This is a genomic window from uncultured Legionella sp. (assembly GCF_937871865.1).
In the GTDB taxonomy this organism is placed as follows: Bacteria; Pseudomonadota; Gammaproteobacteria; order Legionellales; family Legionellaceae; genus Legionella.
Genome location: NZ_CALMPD010000181.1, coordinates 11,946 through 29,851 on the forward strand (window position 1 = coordinate 11,946; position 17,906 = coordinate 29,851).

A 17,906-nucleotide genomic window follows, 5' to 3' on the forward strand; every position below is an offset into this window, starting at 1 on the left:
TTACACTAAATAACTTGAAATTGGCGTACTACGCCCCATATGAACATTATTGTATTAGAAACTACTAATTTGGAGCAAAATAGAATGGCTAAGATTATAGGAATCGACTTGGGTACTACCAACTCATGTGTTGCTGTAATGGAAGGTGATAAACCTAAGGTAATTGAAAACAGTGAAGGTCATCGAACTACACCCTCTATTGTAGCATTTACTGACGATGATGAGGTATTGGTCGGGCAAGCTGCAAAACGTCAATCAGTGACCAACCCTGAAAAAACTCTTTTCGCTATCAAGCGACTAATTGGTCGTAGATTTGATGATGCTGTGGTGCAAAAAGACATCAAAATGGTTCCTTACAAAATCGTTAAAGCGGACAATGGAGATGCTTGGGTTCGCGTAAAAGATCAAGATAAAGCACCACCACAAGTATCTGCTGAAGTACTGCGTAAAATGAAAAAGACAGCGGAAGATTATTTGGGTGAAGAAGTTAAAGAGGCGGTAATCACAGTTCCCGCTTATTTCAACGACTCTCAACGCCAAGCAACTAAAGATGCTGGCCGAATTGCCGGACTTGAAGTAAAACGAATTATTAACGAGCCTACTGCTGCTGCGCTGGCTTATGGTATGGATAAAAAGCGTGGCGACTCTGTCATTGCAGTTTATGACCTTGGGGGGGGGACTTTCGACGTTTCAATTATTGAAATTGCGGAAGTAGATGGCGAACATCAATTTGAGGTGTTGGCTACTAATGGAGATACATTCCTTGGTGGTGAAGATTTTGACCTCGCGTTAATTGAATATTTGGCTGCTGAATTCAAAAAAGATTCTGGTATCGATTTGCATAATGATCCATTGGCATTACAACGTCTAAAAGAAGCTGCAGAAAAAGCAAAAATCGAGTTATCTTCTGCGCAACAAACAGACGTGAATCTGCCTTATATTACTGCAGATGCTTCTGGTCCAAAACATTTAAACATCAAGTTGACTCGTGCCAAGCTTGAATCATTAGTGGAAAAATTAGTTGAGCGTACTGTCGAGCCATGTAAAATCGCATTGAAAGACGCAGGTTTAACCGTATCTCAAATCAACGAAGTGATTTTGGTTGGTGGTCAGACAAGAATGCCTTTAGTTCAAAAGACTGTCGAAGAGTTTTTTGGCAAAGAACCACGTAAAGACGTGAATCCTGATGAGGCAGTAGCAGTTGGTGCAGCCATCCAGGCAGCAGTATTGTCTGGTGAAGTAAAAGACATACTATTGCTTGACGTTACTCCATTATCATTGGGTATTGAAACCATGGGTGGTGTAATGACTAAACTGATTGATAAAAACACTACTATTCCTACTAAAGCGAATCAAGTGTTCTCAACAGCTGATGACAATCAAACTGCAGTAACTGTTCATGTTCTTCAAGGTGAAAGAGAACAAGCTTCTGCTAATAAATCATTAGGACGATTTGATTTGGGGGATATTCCTCCAGCACCTCGAGGTGTGCCTCAGATTGAAGTAACTTTTGATATAGATGCTAATGGTATCTTAAATGTTTCTGCAAAAGATAAAGCTACTGGTAAGGCTCAATCTATTGTAATTAAAGCATCAAGCGGTTTAAGTGATGATGAAGTTGATGCAATGATAAAAGATGCTCAGGCCCATGCTGAAGAAGATAAGAAATTCAAAGAAACAACAGAGCTTCGTAACCAGGCTGACAGTATGATTCACAGTTGTGAAAAATCCATGAAAGATTTAGGTGATGAATTGTCAGATACTGAACGAAGTGGAATAGAAACTGCAATTTCAGAATTGAAAGAAGCAATTCAGGGTACAGATAAAGCGCAAATCGAAGAGAAGCTGAAAGTATTAACCGAAGCTTCAGGTAAAATGGCTGAGCGCGTTTATGCTAAAAAAGCAAATGAAGGTCAAGCTGGCCAAGCTGCTGATGCACCTCAGCAAGAATCTGCAAAACCTGCAGATGAAGGCGTAGTGGATGCTGAGTTTGAAGAAGTTAAAGACGACAAGAAGTAAGTAATAACAGACCAGGTTCTGTTAGCATTTCACGTCGTAGATACATCACGACAGGTTGGAATTTCCGAATGAGATGTCGACATAACCTGGCGTATGAAACTGCTTCTTTGCAGGTATTTGGGTCGGGGCGATATTCATCGTCCCGTTTGTGTTTTGACAATCACTTAATTTATTGTCATTTATTTATAAAATGTGAGCGGTTATGGAACAGCGGGATTATTATGAACTTTTAGAAGTTAGTCGAAGTGCTAGCGATGCTGAAATTAAAAAGGCCTATCGAAAACTAGCGATGAAATATCATCCTGATCGTAATCCCGATGATGCCTCTGCCGAAGAAAAATTTAAAGAAATTCAAAAAGCATACGCTATTTTATCTGATTCTCAAAAACGTTCTGCTTACGATCAATTTGGTCACGCAGGTGTTGATGGAGCTGGTGGTGGTCCTGGTGGTTTTGGCGGCTTCGGTGGTTTTGGCGATGTATTTGAAGATATATTTGAAAATATATTTTCAGGTGGGCGTGGCCAGGGGAGACAATCACGCGGTCAACGCGGATCGGATTTACAATTTAATGTTCAATTAACTCTTGAAGAAGCTGCAGCTGGAAAAGAGGTTGAAATTACTGTTCCACGACATGGCACTTGTACGGTGTGTACAGGAACTGGTGCTAAAAAAGGAACCAGTCCGAAAACTTGCGAAACCTGTAATGGTATTGGTCAGGTAAGAATACAACAAGGTTTTTTCTCTATTCAACAAACCTGTCCAAGTTGTCATGGTGAGGGGAAACAAATTTCTGATCCGTGCACTAATTGTCATGGTCAGGGCCGAATTCGTGAGAGTAAAAAATTAACGGTTAAAATACCTGCTGGTGTCGATAATGGGGATCGAGTTCGATTGAGCGGAGAAGGTGAGGCTGGAGTTCATGGCGGTGGTCCAGGTGATTTGTATGTCCAAATTAGTGTAAAAAAACATTCTATATTTGAGCGTCAGGACAATGATCTCCATTGCGAAGTACCCATTAGCTTTATTATTGCTGTATTGGGTGGTGCTATTGAAGTACCTACTCTTGAAGGGAGAGTTACCTTAAAGATTCCTGAGGAAACCCAGACTGGAAAAGTATTCCGTTTGCGCGGCAAAGGAATGAAATCTGTTCGTGGGCATGGACAAGGTGATTTGCTGTGTAAAGTGGTTGTGGAGACCCCTGTTAATTTATCTCGTGAACAAAAAGATTTGCTCACTCAATTACAAGAGTCATTGGAAAGTGCCAAATCCAACCATTCTCCACGTTCTAGTTCCTGGTTTGCTGGGGTGAAAAAATTTTTTGAAGACATGAAATTTTGAACTAAGTGAGTTACAATTGCTGGATTTATCAACATGTGCATGAATTGTGCACCCATAGTTTGTCCATTTTTGAAGTTGAGATTGACATACATTGAACATTTTTAGGGTATATACATGATTAATAAACCAGCAATTTTAGTGCTAGCTGATGGCACTATCTATGAAGGATTATCAGTAGGTGCTGATGGCGATTGTGTTGGTGAGTTGGTTTTTAATACCGCAATGACTGGCTATCAGGAAATGCTCACTGACCCATCTTATGCCAGACAAATAATAACTTTAACTGCAGCACATGTAGGAAATACCGGATGTAATGCGGAAGATATGGAATCTAATAAAATCTGGGCCGCAGGATTGGTTATGCGCGATTGTGCTGTGTTACATAGTAATTATCGAGCTCAGCAGTCGCTTCCTGAATGGCTTAAAAAAAATGGAGTTGTTGCCATTGCTGGTATTGACACCCGGGCCCTAACTTTAAAGTTAAGGGAGCATGGAGCCATTGGTTCTTGCATTAGTACTGATGCGGATAATCATGCCAATGCATTGGATAAGGCTAAGTCTTTCCCTGGATTGAAAGGAGTTGATTTAGCACTTGAAGTTTCAAGACAAACCATAGAGCGATGGCATGAAGGGCGGGGAACATGGGCAACAAATACTCAACCACAACAATATCATGTTGTTGCTTACGACTTTGGCGTTAAACACAATATCTTACGTATACTGCATGACATGGGCTGCCATTTGACAGTGGTACCCGCTAAAACCTCTGCAGAAGAGATTCTGGCCATGAGTCCTGATGGCGTGTTTCTTTCGAATGGCCCAGGGGATCCTGAGGCGTGTGATTATGCGATAAACGCAACATGCGAATTCCTGGATAATAATATACCTGTATTTGGTATTTGCCTTGGTTTTCAAATTCTGGCTTTGGCATGTGGTGGTCGTACTCAAAAAATGAAATTTGGTCATCATGGAGCGAATCATCCTGTTGTTGCAACCCAGGGCGATAAACGAGTGTATATTACCAGTCAAAATCATGGCTTTGCCGTTGATGAAAGCAACCTTCCTGATTGTTTAGAAGTAACTCATCGTTCATTGTTTGATAACTCTTTGCAAGGAATTCGCCATACAAGCAAACCGGCATATGGTTTTCAAGGTCACCCGGAAGCTAGTCCAGGGCCACATGATATAGAAATTATTTTTAATGAATTTATAACGTCAATGAAAGAATATCAGTCAATTCGTTAGAGTTTTCTGATTGGTTTTAGTACATCAATAATGAGGGTATACAATGAATGAATGCCATGTTTTTACTTCTGAATCAGTATCAGAAGGGCATCCTGATAAGATAGCAGATCAGATATCTGATGCTATTCTGGATGCGATTTTAGGGCAAGATCCTGCGGCACGAGTTGCTTGTGAAGTATTTGTCAAAACTGGAATGGTGATGGTTGGTGGTGAAATAACTACCAAAGCATGGGTAGATGTAGATGAGATTACCAGACATGTTATCAGAGATATAGGATATAACAGTTCGCAGATGGGATTCGATTGGGAATCGTGTGCAGTACTTTCTGCCATTGGAAAACAGTCTCCTGACATAGCCCAAGGCGTTGATAATCAATCTACCAAGGTACTTGGTGCTGGAGATCAAGGACTAATGTTTGGTTACGCCAGTCGTGAAACAGATGTTTTTATGCCTGCGCCTATTGCCTATGCTCATCGTTTAATGGAAAGACAAGCCAATGTTCGTAAATCAGGGCAATTACCTTGGTTAAGACCTGATGCTAAAAGCCAATTAACCTTAAAATATGAGAATGGAGTACCTGTAGAGGTAGATACAGTAGTTTTGTCTACACAACACTCTCCTGATATCAGTCACGGTGAACTGACCGAAGCTGTTCGTGAAGAAATTATTAAGCCAGTAATTCCAGCCGAATGGTTAACTGATAGAACACGGTTTTTTATTAATCCTACCGGACGATTTGTTATTGGTGGTCCCTTAGGGGATTGCGGTTTGACTGGCCGTAAAATTATTGTAGATACATATGGCGGTATGGCCAGACATGGTGGTGGTTGCTTTTCTGGTAAAGATCCTTCTAAGGTTGACCGTTCTGCAGCTTATGCAGCGCGACATGTAGCAAAAAATATTGTTGCTGCCGGACTGGCTGATAAATGCGAAATTCAGGTTTCCTATGCCATTGGTATCGCAGAGCCAACATCAGTTTCTATCGAAACGTTTGGAACTGGTCGGTTAAAAAACAGTGAGATTATTGACTTAATTCATACTCACTTTGATTTAACGCCACAAGGCATTATTAATCACCATGATTTATTGCGTCCTATATATAAGGAAACTGCAACTTATGGTCATTATGGACGAGACCAGTTTCCTTGGGAGCATTTAGATAAAGTAGCGGAATTACAAAAAGCACTATAATTAAGGGATATCAAATGGACTCAGTAAAGGACGCGTTAGAACGAGTGATGAATTTAAAAGACTATAAAGTAGCGGATATGTCTCTGGCAGATTGGGGACGTAAGGAAATTGCCATTGCCGAGACAGAAATGCCAGGCTTAATGGCATTGCGAACCGAATTCGGTGCGTCAAAGCCTTTAAAAGGCGCTCGTATTGCTGGTTGTTTGCATATGACTATTCAAACTGCAGTCTTGATTGAAACGCTTATTGCTTTAGGTGCTGAGGTTCGTTGGTCGTCTTGTAATATATTTTCTACTCAGGATCATGCTGCATCTGCTATTGCTGCAGCAGGCATTCCTGTTTTTGCCTGGAAAGGTGAATCAGAAGAAGAATACTGGTGGTGTGTTGAACAAACATTAGCTGGGCCTGATGGTTGGGCTCCTAATTTGTTATTGGATGATGGTGGTGATTTAACGCAAATTATTCATCAAAAATACCCCGAACTTTTGGCTTCAATTAAAGGGGTTTCAGAAGAAACCACTACTGGTGTTGCCAGATTATATGAAATGGCAAAACAGGCACAATTAAAAATTCCTGCTATAAACGTTAATGATGCAGTAACCAAATCCAAATTTGATAATCTTTATGGTTGCAGAGAATCCTTGTTAGATGGCTTAAAAAGAGCTACTGATGTAATGATTGCAGGTAAAGTCGCCTTGATTCTGGGATATGGTGATGTAGGTAAAGGCTGCGCTCAGGCTTTACGTGGCCAGGGGGCATCTGTCCTTATTGCAGAAATTGATCCTATCTGTGCATTACAAGCTGCAATGGAAGGTTATCGAGTCGTTACTTTGGATGAAGTTGCTGAGCAAGTGGATATCGTTGTTACGGCAACAGGTAATTACCATGTGGTTACTCATGAGCATATGCTTAGGATGCGTAACCAGGCTATTTTATGTAATATTGGTCATTTTGATTCTGAAATTGATATTCAAAGCTTGAAGCAATACAGGTGGGAAAATATCAAGCCACAGGTTGATCATGTTATTTTTCCTGATGGTAAACGAATTATTGTCTTGGCAGAGGGAAGACTGGTCAATCTAGGTTGTGCGACCGGGCATCCTAGTTTTGTGATGTCAGCTTCATTTACTAATCAGGTCTTGGCTCAAATTGAATTATTTTTAAATGCCAATCAATACGAGAATCAAGTATACGTACTTCCCAAGTTACTGGATGAAAAAGTGGCTCGATTGCATTTGGATAGGATAGGTGTCAGGTTAACAATACTGACTACTGAGCAAGCAGAATATCTCGGTGTTAATAAGAATGGCCCTTACAAACCAGAAATGTATCGGTACTAATTTATCCTTTGAAATGTCATCTTGTACTGATATCAAGGTGACATTTAAATAATCTAACTTTTATTTCTTTTGGCTTCATGATGTCTCAAATACGGTGATGAATATTTTCTCTTTCGAATCACTGCGATTTATTGAGATGTTACCTGGAGCCTTGTTTTGCCTTTTGTTCTCCTGCATACTGAATCGCGTTGTATTTATATTCAGGATTTTAAAAAGGAGTTTTAAATATGAGGTTAAAAAGGAGTATTTTGGGATTAGGCTTTTTATCTGTCGCATCTGGAGTCTTTGCAGCTCCCATGCATGATACGGTTAGAGTCATTATTAAGTACAAGCAACAACCTGCAGCTATCGCCTCATTGAAATCACAATTAGTTAAATCGCTACAGTTACCTGTTAAAGATATGAAGCCTATGGCTAATGGCGCTTATTCACTAATTTTAGATGCCACAACCTTATCTGGGAACACTATTAAAGACAGTGATAATACTGCAGTGGTGCTGGAACGGCTTCGTAAAGATCCAAACGTACTTTATGCGGTAAAAGATCGCGTTGGATATTTTAAACCCGTACCCAACCCTGTTGTAAATCAGGAGTTAAGTCAATTGCTCTCTCACGAAAGCCAATGGGATGAGTTTTCACGACCAGCGGGTATTATGCTGGAGTCAAAACCAGGATTAAGGGATGGTGCCTGGGCTTACACAACAGGTATGGGGAAAAAGCCAATAGTTGTCGCGGTACTGGATACTGGGATCGCACTGCATGACAGTCTGATAAATAACCTGGTAAAAGACAGTAACGGTAATGTATGGGGTTGGAATTTTGCCGGTAATAACAATAACCTGGCTGATGAAACTCAATCCTATCATGGGACTCATGTCTCTGGAACGATTGCTGGTTATGGCTCTGTGATGAATGGCATCGGTGAAGATTTAAAAGTACTGACTGTCAAAATTCCTGGTGCTTCTGGAATGTTTTATGAAAGTTCCGTCATTAATGGTATTTATTGGTCTGTTGGTGGTGAGGTTCCTGGGGTTCCAACCAACATACATCCGGCAAAAGTGTTAAATATGAGTTTTGGGGTTGATGAAAAACCCGGTAAAGAAATTGATTACTGTGATGAAGCACTGCAAGAAGCAGTATTTTTTGCCCGTAAAAAAGGAGCGGTACTGATTGCAGCTGCCGGGAATGATAATGTCTGGGAACATTTTAATGCCCCTGGGGTATGTAACGGAACCATTAAGGTTGCCTCAACAGGCCCTGAAGGCTTGCGCTCTTACTTTTCCAATTATGGCCCCAGTGTGACTCTTGCTGCTCCAGGAGGCGATAAACGATATGGTTCAGCAGGTGGTATTTTATCTACGGTAAATCCAGGTGGTGGCTATAATAATTCAGGTTTTGATTTTTATCAGGGTACCAGTATGGCTTCTCCTCATGTTGCTGGAGTGGCTGCATTAGTTTATGCGGTAAATGATAAGAGATTAAAGGCTGAACAAGTAGAGCAAATCCTTTATGTTACTACTCATGACTTTGGTCAAAGTAGTGATGCGAACAAATCCTGCGTAGGCAAAAAACCTTGTGGCCATGGAATATTAGATGCTGAGAATGCAGTTAAAACTGCTTTAACAGGATATGATATTTTATTCTCTGCTCCTTCAGTATCTTCCTTATCTGTTAAAGAATGTGGTACTGCATCTTTAAAGCCAGGGAAGACAACGATTAATCAGAATGGAATTGTTTGGCTACAAAATAAAACGACCTGCGAACCTGAAGCAAACTATCAAAAGCCTCATATTGAACTTGGTAAAGATGGGAAAATCTATGCTTTTTATGGTTCGGTGAGTTATCAGCTGGATCAGACTGCTTATAAGGAGTGTCATGTTGTAGGCTATGATGGAGTGGGGTGCTTTTTATAATATCAGAACAGGAACGGGAACAGGGTATTCATTCATGGGGATGTCGTTTTTTAAATGATATACCTATGTTTTCATGATGAAGGAAATGAAGTCGTTCTAAGGAAACATCGCTTCTGTTACTAATGTATTTATTTGTTTCCATCGAATCTGATAAATAGCCATCCTTGTGAGTCATGGCGAAGTAATCTATATCGTAACTCTAATAAAGATCAGATCTGGATTGCTTCGCCATGGCTCGCCACAACAGAGTTTATACACTCTGTAAGCGTTCAGACAATGGTAAGAAGAAACATATCTCCCCATTGAAGCCCGTCTGTCCTCTCGCCCCTTGGGGTGAGAGTTAGAGAGAGGGGGTAAAACACCTTAAGTTGACACTATTGGGCGTTCACTCATTATGATGTTATTCGCTGTTTCCGAATAAATTAATTACTTCAACCAGTCACTAAGGATAGTAACAATTTTTTGCGCCTGATCTGCACTGGATATATTAAATTTGGATTTTTGCCAGTATTGGCTGTTACGTTTTTGGTAGCGTCGAATAGAATATTTTATTGGACCGTATTCATTTTTAGCATTATCCCACTCTTGATACTTAAACATTATTGTTGTCCAGGCCCCTTTTGTTAATATCTGTTTATCAAGCTCTTTAGTGGTTTCTGTGCCATTCTCTGTAAAGGCAATAGTAATATCGTCTACGGTTTCAGTCATCTGTATTAGTTCCTCAATTAATTGTTGATGGATTGTAGTTTGCCATCAACAAAAGTCAAGGATACAGAGGGTTGATATTGACCAGGTTGATATATCCATATTTGTGGTTTTGTTTGAGTTGGGACAACTTGATTAATAAATGTGTTATTGATGACATCCGGGCTGCCACAAGCACCATAAACTTTGCTCACGGGATCATTTAGCTGGATGCTGGTGCCACTGCATAACGAAGAGGCATTACTGTCACCACCATTAATTTTTATTCCTTTTACCTGATTATTGACAACATCAATTTCCATTTGAGCTCCACCACTGCCGGTTTGAATATTCCAAACGCCATAAAAGGCGCTGCTTGTGCCCTGGTTGTTATAAATTAATTGTTGCACTGGTATTCTTTGGGTCAGCGGTTGATTTGAATCCTCTTGGCTGGCTGGTTGGCCGCAAGCAGCAATGACCTCATCAGTTGTCATGCCAACATTAATATAGGCATGATTTTGAGGGCAATAGTACGACTGAACTGATGCGAAAAGGCTATTTATTGGCAAAATAAACAATACTAAAAATGCACTGTATTTTAATTTCATAGGTTCATCTCAGCTATCCCTTCAGAATTAAGTATAGTTCATTTCGCTAATTATTCCTTATAACAAGGGCCAAGGGAGATAGGCGCTAATAAATAAAGTAATGATTTTCAATATGACCATTATTACGAAGGGTGAAAAGTCGAATCCTGAAATATCAGGGATTATTCTTCTGCCTAAAATTAATAAGGGTTGAGTTAATAATTTTAAGAAGTCCGCAACAGGATGTTGCCAGTCCGGCTTCACATAACTCATAATAACGCGAATCAGAATAGCGTAGAATAGCAGATCACTGGGCTGAATAATGAGATCTGCAACCACATAAAGCACTATATAACCTATAGGCATTAACTTGTGGAACGCAAGCATGCTTAAACAGATTATTTTCAGAAACTCAACCAGAACTAAAACAGCAAAGGCCATCCAGTCATATTTTTGCCCGGGTTGATATTTTAATTTAAATATAGAGTTTAAAGGTTTGATTATGGGGTCAGTAATCGATAAAACCACTTGGCTCAATGGACTTAGTGCGCTCACACGCAGAAGGCGCAAGGCGATTCTTAGCCATAATGCAAAGATGAGGATACCAAATACCAAAGATGTTAAAAAAATTCCTACTGCGGTAATACCTGACATTCATTTCCCCTTCAATAGCTGTTTGAACCATGCATCTTTATTTTGCATTTCCCAATTCGTGTGCTCGATTTTTCGCGGCATTCATAGCTGTGTGAATTAAAGCCTTCAGCGGTTCTTTTAATATATTAAGTGCTGCTTCCGTTGTTCCACCTGGAGATGTTACCTTTGATCTTAAATCGGTTAAACTTAAATCGCTATTATGAGCTAAATTAATTGCGCCAGTAAATGTTTGTAATGTAAATATTCTGGCAGTTTCGGGGGCAATTCCGAGATTTACAGCTGATGCAATCATTGCTTCCATAAATAAAAATACATACGCTGGCCCACTTCCTGATAAGGCGGTAAATGCATCCATTTCCTCTTCATCATTAGCCCAGGTGGTTAAACCAATAGTTGAAAAAATGAGCTCAGCCAACTCTTTCTGTTTCGCTGTTACGTGCTTATTGGCAATCATGGGTGTTGCTGCTAATCCTACTGACGCTGGAGTATTCGGCATCGTGCGGATAACTGCTTGTTCAACAGGACTGTGTTGTTCAAACCAGGAGAGACTTAAACCTGCTGCTACAGATACAAACAGGCAATGTGGTGATATAAAGGGTTTGATTTCCTTGAGTACAGCACCCATTTGTATTGGTTTTACCGCTAAAATGATAATTTCTGCATTAAGAATTGCTTCTTTATTGTCATGGTACGTTTTAATGCCGTCCTTATTCACTCCGGCAGTTAACGAGGGCGCTGATGCAGAAAGAGAAAAAGTTTTATTTGTAACAAGGCCTCGTGCAATAGCTTTTGCCATATTACCATAGCCAATAAATGTTATATTCATCTTGATGTTCCTTGTCTGGTGCCAAAAATTGCTTGTCCAATACGAACGATTGTGGCTCCTGCCTGGATAGCTGGAACCAAGTCATCGCTCATTCCCATGGATAAAGTATCCATATTTAAATTTAATTGTTGATTGAGCAATTGCATGAGCTGATTTAATTGCAGAAACAGTTGATATTGTTGCTGAGCATCTTTCAGTGGAGGAGGGATAGTCATTAACCCTCTAAGATGTATGTTAGGTAATTGACTTACTGCATCTGCGAGCTCCATTGCCTCGTCACAGGAAATCCCTGACTTGGTCGTTTCTGAGGTCAGATTTATCTGCAAACACACGTTGAGTAGGGGTAAATCAGAGGGACGCGATTCACTTAACAGGGTGGCAACTTTAATACGGTCTATGGTATGCACCCAAGTGAATAGCGGCGCAATATTTTTGGCTTTATTACTTTGAACAGGGCCAATGAAATGCCATCTAATGGGCAGATTTTTTAATTGAGCAATTTTTTTCTCCGCTTCCTGAAAATAATTCTCACCAAAATCAGTGATTCCCTGCTCAAACGCTTCTGAAATAGCAACACTAGTTTGTTGTTTGCTTACAGCAAGCAAGAGTACCGAGTCCGGTTTTCTATTCGCTGAATTCTCTGTTTGCTTAATTAAGCTTCTTATTACTTTTATGTTATTACTAATATTCATATTAATATCGGTACGCCTTAAAAAATGCAACCATACCAAAATAATGGGTAGTCCGACAATGTTTGCCCTGTTTCATTTCCTGAGCTAATCTACTAATAACATGTTAATTAATCAGGAATACTTGGGTATGGATATAGCAGAATTATTAGCATTTTCGGTTAAAAATAAATCTTCAGATTTGCATATATCTTCAGGACTTCCTCCAATGATTCGTGTGGATGGTGATTTACGTAAAATAAATTTACCTGCACTGGAACATAAAGACGTGATTAAAATTATTTATGACATTATGAATGATAGACAAAGAAAGGAATACGAAGAATTTTTAGAAACTGATTTTTCATTTGAAATTAATAACTTAGCTCGTTTCAGGGTGAATGCTTTTAACCAGGCACGAGGAGCGGCTGCCGTATTTCGTACTATTCCATCAACTATTTTGAGCATGGAAGATTTAAATCTTCCCCCAATATTCAAAGAGATGGCTAATTTTTCACGTGGTTTGGTTTTAGTTACTGGTCCTACTGGCTCTGGGAAAAGTACTACCTTAGCGGCAATTATTGATTATATAAATTCATCTCGATATGAACATATTCTTACTGTTGAAGATCCTATTGAATTTGTTCATCAGAGTAAGAAATGCCTGGTTAACCAGAGGGAAGTACATAAAGACACCCTAAGTTTTAATGCTGCACTGCGTTCTGCCTTACGTGAAGATCCGGATATTATCCTGGTAGGGGAATTGCGGGACTTAGAGACTATTCGATTGGCAATGACTGCCGCAGAAACTGGTCATCTGGTTTTTGGAACCTTGCATACCAATTCAGCTACTAAAACCATCAACAGGATTATCGATGTGTTTCCCGCAGAAGAAAAATCCATGGTCAGATCCATGTTGTCTGAATCTCTGCAGTCTGTTGTCGCTCAAAGTTTGTTGAAAAAAAATGGTGGAGGCCGAGTAGCTGCCTTGGAAATTATGATGTGTACCGGAGCTATTCGTAACCTGATTCGAGAAGATAAAGTAGCTCAGATGTACTCTTCCATTCAAACTGGGCAAGCTAAGGGAATGCAAACGCTGGATCAACATTTGACGGAATTGTTTAATAACAATGTGATATCAAGACATACTGCCCATGAAGCTGCGATAAATAAAACACTGTTTTAAGGTCTCACTAATAGCCTAATACGCGTATCAGATTAGCTTCCTTTTGGTGTAGAGCGATATAAGTGATGTTTGTTCTTATTGGTCATCTATTTCACTGTTAAGATTACTTTAATATTACCATGATAATATTGTTGGAATATTGCTCACTATGATTAAGTTATGAAATCAGAACAGAATCAATCAATTCTAAAAAAACGAACAATGTCTTATGAACTTGATGAAAGCCCTGCAAAAATGATGAAGCAGAGTAAAAATCAATATAAAGCGGCCCATTACTATGGAGAGGTTTTAAATACTTTAATCTCACTAAAAGATGATTTTAAAATAGAACGTAAGTGCATGCGCTTTTTCGAACGAAAGGAACCACAAAAAAACAAATATCTTAGTTTTGAACAACAGCAACAATGCTCAGTTGATATGGATCAATTCCTTATAAGTTTTCCTAATAAAGAAGTATTGGAAGGCGAATATAATTTTTGCCTGACAGCAGAACAATCTCCCAGATTATTATGCAGCAAATCATTGCATCATTCTTTCTTAGCTAATGGAAAAAAAGTATTTGGTATGGGTACATTGACGTTCGAAAATGGTCGTTTATTTAAAATAAGCAATCACAGCGGTCATTATAAACCGACTAATGATGAAATGATGCAAGTGATTAAAGCCTTATATAGGGCAAGTGGCGAAGACTTGAAAATTTACACCAGCTATTCTAACAATCAGCCCGAAACTTTTCCCGTGCTTGAGATTTTACAACACGATGATTTTGAAGAACTGACTCCTATAGCAAGCAATGAAGAAATCAATATTGAAACAGGGGCTGTAGAAAGTACTGAGGTTCTTTTTTCAGATTACAACATGCCTCGTGCCGATACCAGTAACGACTTGTTGTTTCTTAACTTCGAAAAAGAGGTAGAATATAGACAACTCTGTATGTCACAATAATTGGCGGATAATGGCCTGTTTGAAAAACAGGCCATTATATACGCAGCCGCTATTTCAGCACTGAGTATACATTTAAAATATTTTATTAAATCATCACGATATTTATTACTGGATTTAAACCAACATAAACCATTCATTATAGTCTTTATCAGCTTGCTCTCTAAAACACCTCAATGCAATATCTGAAATTAGGATGCTAAATTTGTTCCTGGCCGTTGAATAAATTTTTGCGATAGAACCCTGTCGTGCCTCATCTCCCTGTTCATTTGATCTATACTCAACAGAGATAGAAGGTACAGCTGATGAATAGTGGAAGATGGTATATTAAAAAAGCAGCAGGTGTTATTTTATTTTTAATGGCTGGTTTAGTTTACCCCGCAGTAAAAAACGAGCAACAACCTGCTATGGAAAACGTCCCTGTTAGTAGCGATTGGCTGCCTGACATTGTCGGCTTGCCTAATGAGGTACAGCTTGAAAGCCTTACCGTGAATGTTTCTTCTGCAATGGCAGAAGAACAAGATAAGGAATGTAATGCGATAGACTATAATCTCAGAATGGTTGTTTTCCAGAATTTTGTCATTTATCAGCATATGTTTAATGCACAAGGTCTTTATATTGAAGAACAAAAGCTACTAAAATATGCACACGTTCTTGGTATGGTTTTGGCTGAAAGCAGTGGTGATCCAACAAATGTAACCGACATGACTGGCCGCACAATCTCTACAAACAAAGCTAAAACAAATTTGCAGCGTTGGGAAAACCTATTAGAATCCACTATACAGAAAGGAATTAAATTTAATGAGCAAACCAACTTCGGACTAACCCAACTCTCTGCAGACAGGTTGTTTGTCGCCTTTAAGATGGCTCAAGATTATCACGGCAAAGATTTTCTAGAAGGAAAATATGGTGATGCTACTCCCGATAAAGAAGTATTGAATACTGCCAGTGCTATTCTCCGATTGATTTGGTTTTATCAAAATATCGCTCAAGGCCGGTTAACACAAGATGATGAGCCAATTCTTCAAGAGAATGTTGACAAAAATGCGTTTAATGAGAGGTATCAAGAAGGGCTGAAGATGGCTCTTTTATATTGTGGTACCAGACTTTTATTCAATGAGAAAGACCAAGAAGGCTGGAGCAATCAAAACGCAAACTTTGAAAAAGCCATGGCCTCCATCGCTTATTGTAAACTGGGTAATACTCAAACAGGATATGGCAAAAAAGAAATTGATGAGCAGTGTTTTGCACAATGGGTGACTTTATGTCCGGCACTAAACCTGAGTATAGCATTCGTAACACCGCTTAGTTATTTTCAAACCAGAGGATACAAACCAGCTTGTGTAGGAACCTTCAGGCGCCTGCTTAATAAAAAGCCTGAAAATCAATAAAGAACTTTGGGGCTAATTACAGGAGTGGGGTCGTTACCCCTATTAAAGGGTTGTAATTCGCATTTGCTTCATTTCTGTAATTAGACGCTGACCTAAAAACTTACCTAATATATTTTCATAATAGTAATCATCTAAATGATCATTTATTTGAATACCGCGCGTGATGCGCGGTATTCAAATACGTTCTTATGAGTGATGATTATGCGTTTTTTTGAAGTTCGATTAATTGGGGAAGGCCGCTTTCCGCAAGTGAAAGCATACTATTTAGTTGTTCGCGATTAAAACTTTTATCTTCTGCTGTACCTTGAATTTCGATAAAATGCCCTTCTTCATTCATGACCACGTTCATGTCTGTTTCAGCAAGTACATCTTCTGCATAATCTAAATCAAGAACTGGTTGTCCTCTGTAAATTCCTACTGATACCGCAGCAACGTAATTAAAGGCCGGCATTTTTTTCAATTTTTCACGTTGTACCATCCAGCTTACAGCATCTCTCATTGCCACACAGGCACCAGTGATTGCGGCTGTTCTGGTACCACCATCTGCCTGAATGACGTCGCAATCCAGTGTTATTGTATTTTCACCAATTAATTTTAAGTCCATGCACGCTCTTAATGAACGGCCAATTAAGCGTTGGATTTCCAGCGTTCTGCCACCTTGCTTTCCTTTTCCTGCTTCACGATCGCTTCGACTGTGTGTTGCTCTGGGCAGCATACCGTATTCAGCTGTTACCCAGCCTTGATTCTTGCCTTTCAAAAATCGTGGAACACCTTCTATAACAGATGCATTACAGAGTACTCGGGTTTGGCCAAACTCTACAAGAACCGAGCCTTCTGCATAATTGGTAAAATTGCGAGTTATTTTAATGGGGCGAAGTTGATTGGGTTCACGTTTACTGGGGCGCATCACAAATCCTCAAAAAAAAAGGGGAGTATAGCTCTTAAATGAGAGTGTTGCACTAATGATGAGTTATCTCTGTCCAATTATTCGATTTTGAGTTATATTCGCGCATGGTTTATTTGTAAGGTTTTTATATGATTCATAGCATGACTGCTTTTGCTCGATCGCAGAAACAGATTGAGTCTGGCACCCTTTGTTGGGAAATCAGATCAGTTAATCATCGTTATCTGGATGTTTCATTTCGATTACCAGAGCCTTTTCGGTTCCTTGAGACCCAACTAAGAGCTTCATTACGAGATAAAATAAATCGGGGAAAACTCGAGTGCCAATTAAAGTATCAGGACACAAGTTCCGATAATCAGTCTATGCTTATAAATATAGGTATGGTAAATGCATTAGTAGATTTAAGCACTCAACTGGCTGCCTCACATCATTTGGCAAATGATGTGACTGTGAGCCAGATTCTTTCCTGGCCCGGCGTGGTACAGGCAGGGCAAGTGGATATGGAGGTGATGGGACAACAGGCCATAACGTTGTTTCAGGACGCTATAACACAATTAAGCCAGACCAGAGCTGTAGAAGGTCATGCTTTAAAGTTGCACGTGGATGGACGTTTGCAGGCTTTAGAACAGGAAGTAATACGGTCTCGAACAATTGTTGCTTCATTGGCCAGTCAGACTAAAGATAAATTACTCACTCGTTTGCATGCGATACAGCTTGAAGTTCCTGAGCCACGTGTAGAGCAAGAGATAGCCATGATTTTAGCGCGACTGGATGTGACAGAAGAGCTTGATCGTTTACAAACTCATGTTTCAGAAGTCAGACGCACGATAAATAGCGATTCAGTGGCGGGAAGGCGGTTGGATTTTCTAATGCAAGAATTGAATAGAGAAGCGAACACATTAAGCTCAAAATCAGACTCAGTAGATTTAACTCAGAGTGCTGTTGAAATGAAAGTATTAATTGAACAAATGCGCGAACAAATACAAAATATTGAGTGAGTATTATGGTGGGTCATT

The 17,906-nt window shown here is 39.6% G+C and carries 16 protein-coding genes; 10 read left to right on the plus strand and 6 right to left on the minus strand.

The window, feature by feature from the left end:
* The first annotated feature begins 84 nt into the window (after window positions 1–84).
* The 6 genes from dnaK (at window position 85) to Q0495_RS09800 (ending at window position 9,048) form a co-directional block, all read left to right on the plus strand.
* Window positions 85–2,019 (plus strand): molecular chaperone DnaK, encoded by a 1,935-nt coding sequence (gene dnaK / locus Q0495_RS09775; RefSeq protein ID WP_298625504.1) that lies wholly within the window; start codon window positions 85–87, stop codon window positions 2,017–2,019.
* A gap of 202 nt (window positions 2,020–2,221) precedes the next feature.
* Window positions 2,222–3,358 carry a molecular chaperone DnaJ gene (dnaJ, locus tag Q0495_RS09780; RefSeq protein ID WP_298625506.1) on the plus strand — a complete coding sequence of 379 codons (1,137 nt, stop codon included), beginning with the start codon at window positions 2,222–2,224 and terminating at the stop codon, window positions 3,356–3,358.
* A gap of 114 nt (window positions 3,359–3,472) precedes the next feature.
* Window positions 3,473–4,603, plus strand: a complete 1,131-nt coding sequence (carA, locus tag Q0495_RS09785) for a glutamine-hydrolyzing carbamoyl-phosphate synthase small subunit (RefSeq protein ID WP_298625508.1) — start codon at window positions 3,473–3,475, stop codon at window positions 4,601–4,603.
* Between the two features lie 43 nt (window positions 4,604–4,646).
* Window positions 4,647–5,795: a methionine adenosyltransferase gene (metK, locus tag Q0495_RS09790; protein WP_298625511.1), complete on the plus strand. Its 1,149-nt coding sequence runs from the start codon at window positions 4,647–4,649 to the stop codon at window positions 5,793–5,795.
* A gap of 14 nt (window positions 5,796–5,809) precedes the next feature.
* Window positions 5,810–7,135, plus strand: a complete 1,326-nt coding sequence (gene ahcY / locus Q0495_RS09795; protein ID WP_298625513.1) for an adenosylhomocysteinase — start codon at window positions 5,810–5,812, stop codon at window positions 7,133–7,135.
* A gap of 227 nt (window positions 7,136–7,362) precedes the next feature.
* A complete protein-coding gene (locus Q0495_RS09800; protein WP_298625515.1) occupies window positions 7,363–9,048 on the plus strand; it encodes a S8 family serine peptidase in 1,686 nt (561 codons plus the stop codon).
* Between the two features lie 426 nt (window positions 9,049–9,474).
* On the opposite strand, the gene Q0495_RS09805 is transcribed toward Q0495_RS09800, so the two are convergent.
* The 5 genes from Q0495_RS09805 to Q0495_RS09825 are packed head-to-tail and all read right to left on the minus strand — an operon-like array spanning window position 9,475 to window position 12,491.
* Window positions 9,475–9,756: a hypothetical protein gene (locus Q0495_RS09805; RefSeq protein WP_298625517.1), complete on the minus strand. Its 282-nt coding sequence runs from the start codon at window positions 9,754–9,756 to the stop codon at window positions 9,475–9,477.
* Window positions 9,757–9,773: 17 nt separating this feature from the next.
* Complete coding sequence (locus Q0495_RS09810) at window positions 9,774–10,340, minus strand: DUF2845 domain-containing protein (RefSeq protein ID WP_298625520.1); 567 nt, start codon at window positions 10,338–10,340, stop codon at window positions 9,774–9,776.
* A 57-nt stretch (window positions 10,341–10,397) separates the two neighbouring features.
* The gene (locus Q0495_RS09815) at window positions 10,398–10,973 is read right to left on the minus strand and encodes a YggT family protein (RefSeq protein ID WP_298625523.1); all 576 of its coding nucleotides are present in this window, start codon (window positions 10,971–10,973) and stop codon (window positions 10,398–10,400) included.
* 37 nt (window positions 10,974–11,010) lie between these two features.
* Window positions 11,011–11,799 carry a pyrroline-5-carboxylate reductase gene (gene proC, locus Q0495_RS09820; protein WP_298625527.1) on the minus strand — a complete coding sequence of 263 codons (789 nt, stop codon included), beginning with the start codon at window positions 11,797–11,799 and terminating at the stop codon, window positions 11,011–11,013.
* Window positions 11,796–12,491 carry a YggS family pyridoxal phosphate-dependent enzyme gene (locus tag Q0495_RS09825; RefSeq protein WP_298625531.1) on the minus strand — a complete coding sequence of 232 codons (696 nt, stop codon included), beginning with the start codon at window positions 12,489–12,491 and terminating at the stop codon, window positions 11,796–11,798. The genes proC and Q0495_RS09825 overlap by 4 nt, the downstream gene beginning before the upstream one ends.
* A 127-nt stretch (window positions 12,492–12,618) precedes the next feature.
* Here Q0495_RS09825 and Q0495_RS09830 point away from each other — a divergent pair, with 127 nt between their 5' ends.
* The 3 genes from Q0495_RS09830 to Q0495_RS09840 all read left to right on the plus strand — a co-directional run bounded on the left by Q0495_RS09830 (window position 12,619) and on the right by Q0495_RS09840 (window position 15,986).
* Window positions 12,619–13,653 carry a type IV pilus twitching motility protein PilT gene (locus Q0495_RS09830; protein ID WP_298625533.1) on the plus strand — a complete coding sequence of 345 codons (1,035 nt, stop codon included), beginning with the start codon at window positions 12,619–12,621 and terminating at the stop codon, window positions 13,651–13,653.
* Window positions 13,654–13,812: 159 nt separating this feature from the next.
* Window positions 13,813–14,598: a hypothetical protein gene (locus tag Q0495_RS09835; RefSeq protein WP_298625536.1), complete on the plus strand. Its 786-nt coding sequence runs from the start codon at window positions 13,813–13,815 to the stop codon at window positions 14,596–14,598.
* A gap of 302 nt (window positions 14,599–14,900) precedes the next feature.
* Window positions 14,901–15,986 (plus strand): hypothetical protein, encoded by a 1,086-nt coding sequence (locus tag Q0495_RS09840; protein ID WP_298625539.1) that lies wholly within the window; start codon window positions 14,901–14,903, stop codon window positions 15,984–15,986.
* Between the two features lie 199 nt (window positions 15,987–16,185).
* Here Q0495_RS09840 and rph read toward each other — a convergent pair whose 3' ends face one another.
* Complete coding sequence (rph, locus tag Q0495_RS09845; protein WP_298625541.1) at window positions 16,186–16,893, minus strand: ribonuclease PH; 708 nt, start codon at window positions 16,891–16,893, stop codon at window positions 16,186–16,188.
* A 128-nt stretch (window positions 16,894–17,021) separates the two neighbouring features.
* Here rph and Q0495_RS09850 point away from each other — a divergent pair, with 128 nt between their 5' ends.
* Window positions 17,022–17,888: a YicC/YloC family endoribonuclease gene (locus Q0495_RS09850; RefSeq protein WP_298625544.1), complete on the plus strand. Its 867-nt coding sequence runs from the start codon at window positions 17,022–17,024 to the stop codon at window positions 17,886–17,888.
* The last annotated feature ends 18 nt before the right edge of the window (window positions 17,889–17,906 follow it).

Bases quoted from the DNA above. Each gene is read 5' to 3' on its own strand.
- metK (WP_298625511.1), top strand. From the start codon at position 4,647: ATGAATGAATGCCATGTTTTTACTTCTGAATCAGTATCAGAAGGGCAT.
- Q0495_RS09810 (WP_298625520.1), bottom strand. From the start codon at position 10,340: ATGAAATTAAAATACAGTGCATTTTTAGTATTGTTTATTTTGCCAATA.
- Q0495_RS09805 (WP_298625517.1), bottom strand. From the start codon at position 9,756: ATGACTGAAACCGTAGACGATATTACTATTGCCTTTACAGAGAATGGC.
- dnaJ (WP_298625506.1), top strand. From the start codon at position 2,222: ATGGAACAGCGGGATTATTATGAACTTTTAGAAGTTAGTCGAAGTGCT.
- Q0495_RS09800 (WP_298625515.1), top strand. From the start codon at position 7,363: ATGAGGTTAAAAAGGAGTATTTTGGGATTAGGCTTTTTATCTGTCGCA.
- carA (WP_298625508.1), top strand. From the start codon at position 3,473: ATGATTAATAAACCAGCAATTTTAGTGCTAGCTGATGGCACTATCTAT.
- Q0495_RS09835 (WP_298625536.1), top strand. From the start codon at position 13,813: ATGAAATCAGAACAGAATCAATCAATTCTAAAAAAACGAACAATGTCT.
- ahcY (WP_298625513.1), top strand. From the start codon at position 5,810: ATGGACTCAGTAAAGGACGCGTTAGAACGAGTGATGAATTTAAAAGAC.
- Q0495_RS09830 (WP_298625533.1), top strand. From the start codon at position 12,619: ATGGATATAGCAGAATTATTAGCATTTTCGGTTAAAAATAAATCTTCA.
- Q0495_RS09825 (WP_298625531.1), bottom strand. From the start codon at position 12,491: ATGAATATTAGTAATAACATAAAAGTAATAAGAAGCTTAATTAAGCAA.
- dnaK (WP_298625504.1), top strand. From the start codon at position 85: ATGGCTAAGATTATAGGAATCGACTTGGGTACTACCAACTCATGTGTT.
- Q0495_RS09840 (WP_298625539.1), top strand. From the start codon at position 14,901: ATGAATAGTGGAAGATGGTATATTAAAAAAGCAGCAGGTGTTATTTTA.
- Q0495_RS09850 (WP_298625544.1), top strand. From the start codon at position 17,022: ATGATTCATAGCATGACTGCTTTTGCTCGATCGCAGAAACAGATTGAG.
- rph (WP_298625541.1), bottom strand. From the start codon at position 16,893: ATGCGCCCCAGTAAACGTGAACCCAATCAACTTCGCCCCATTAAAATA.
- Q0495_RS09815 (WP_298625523.1), bottom strand. From the start codon at position 10,973: ATGTCAGGTATTACCGCAGTAGGAATTTTTTTAACATCTTTGGTATTT.
- proC (WP_298625527.1), bottom strand. From the start codon at position 11,799: ATGAATATAACATTTATTGGCTATGGTAATATGGCAAAAGCTATTGCA.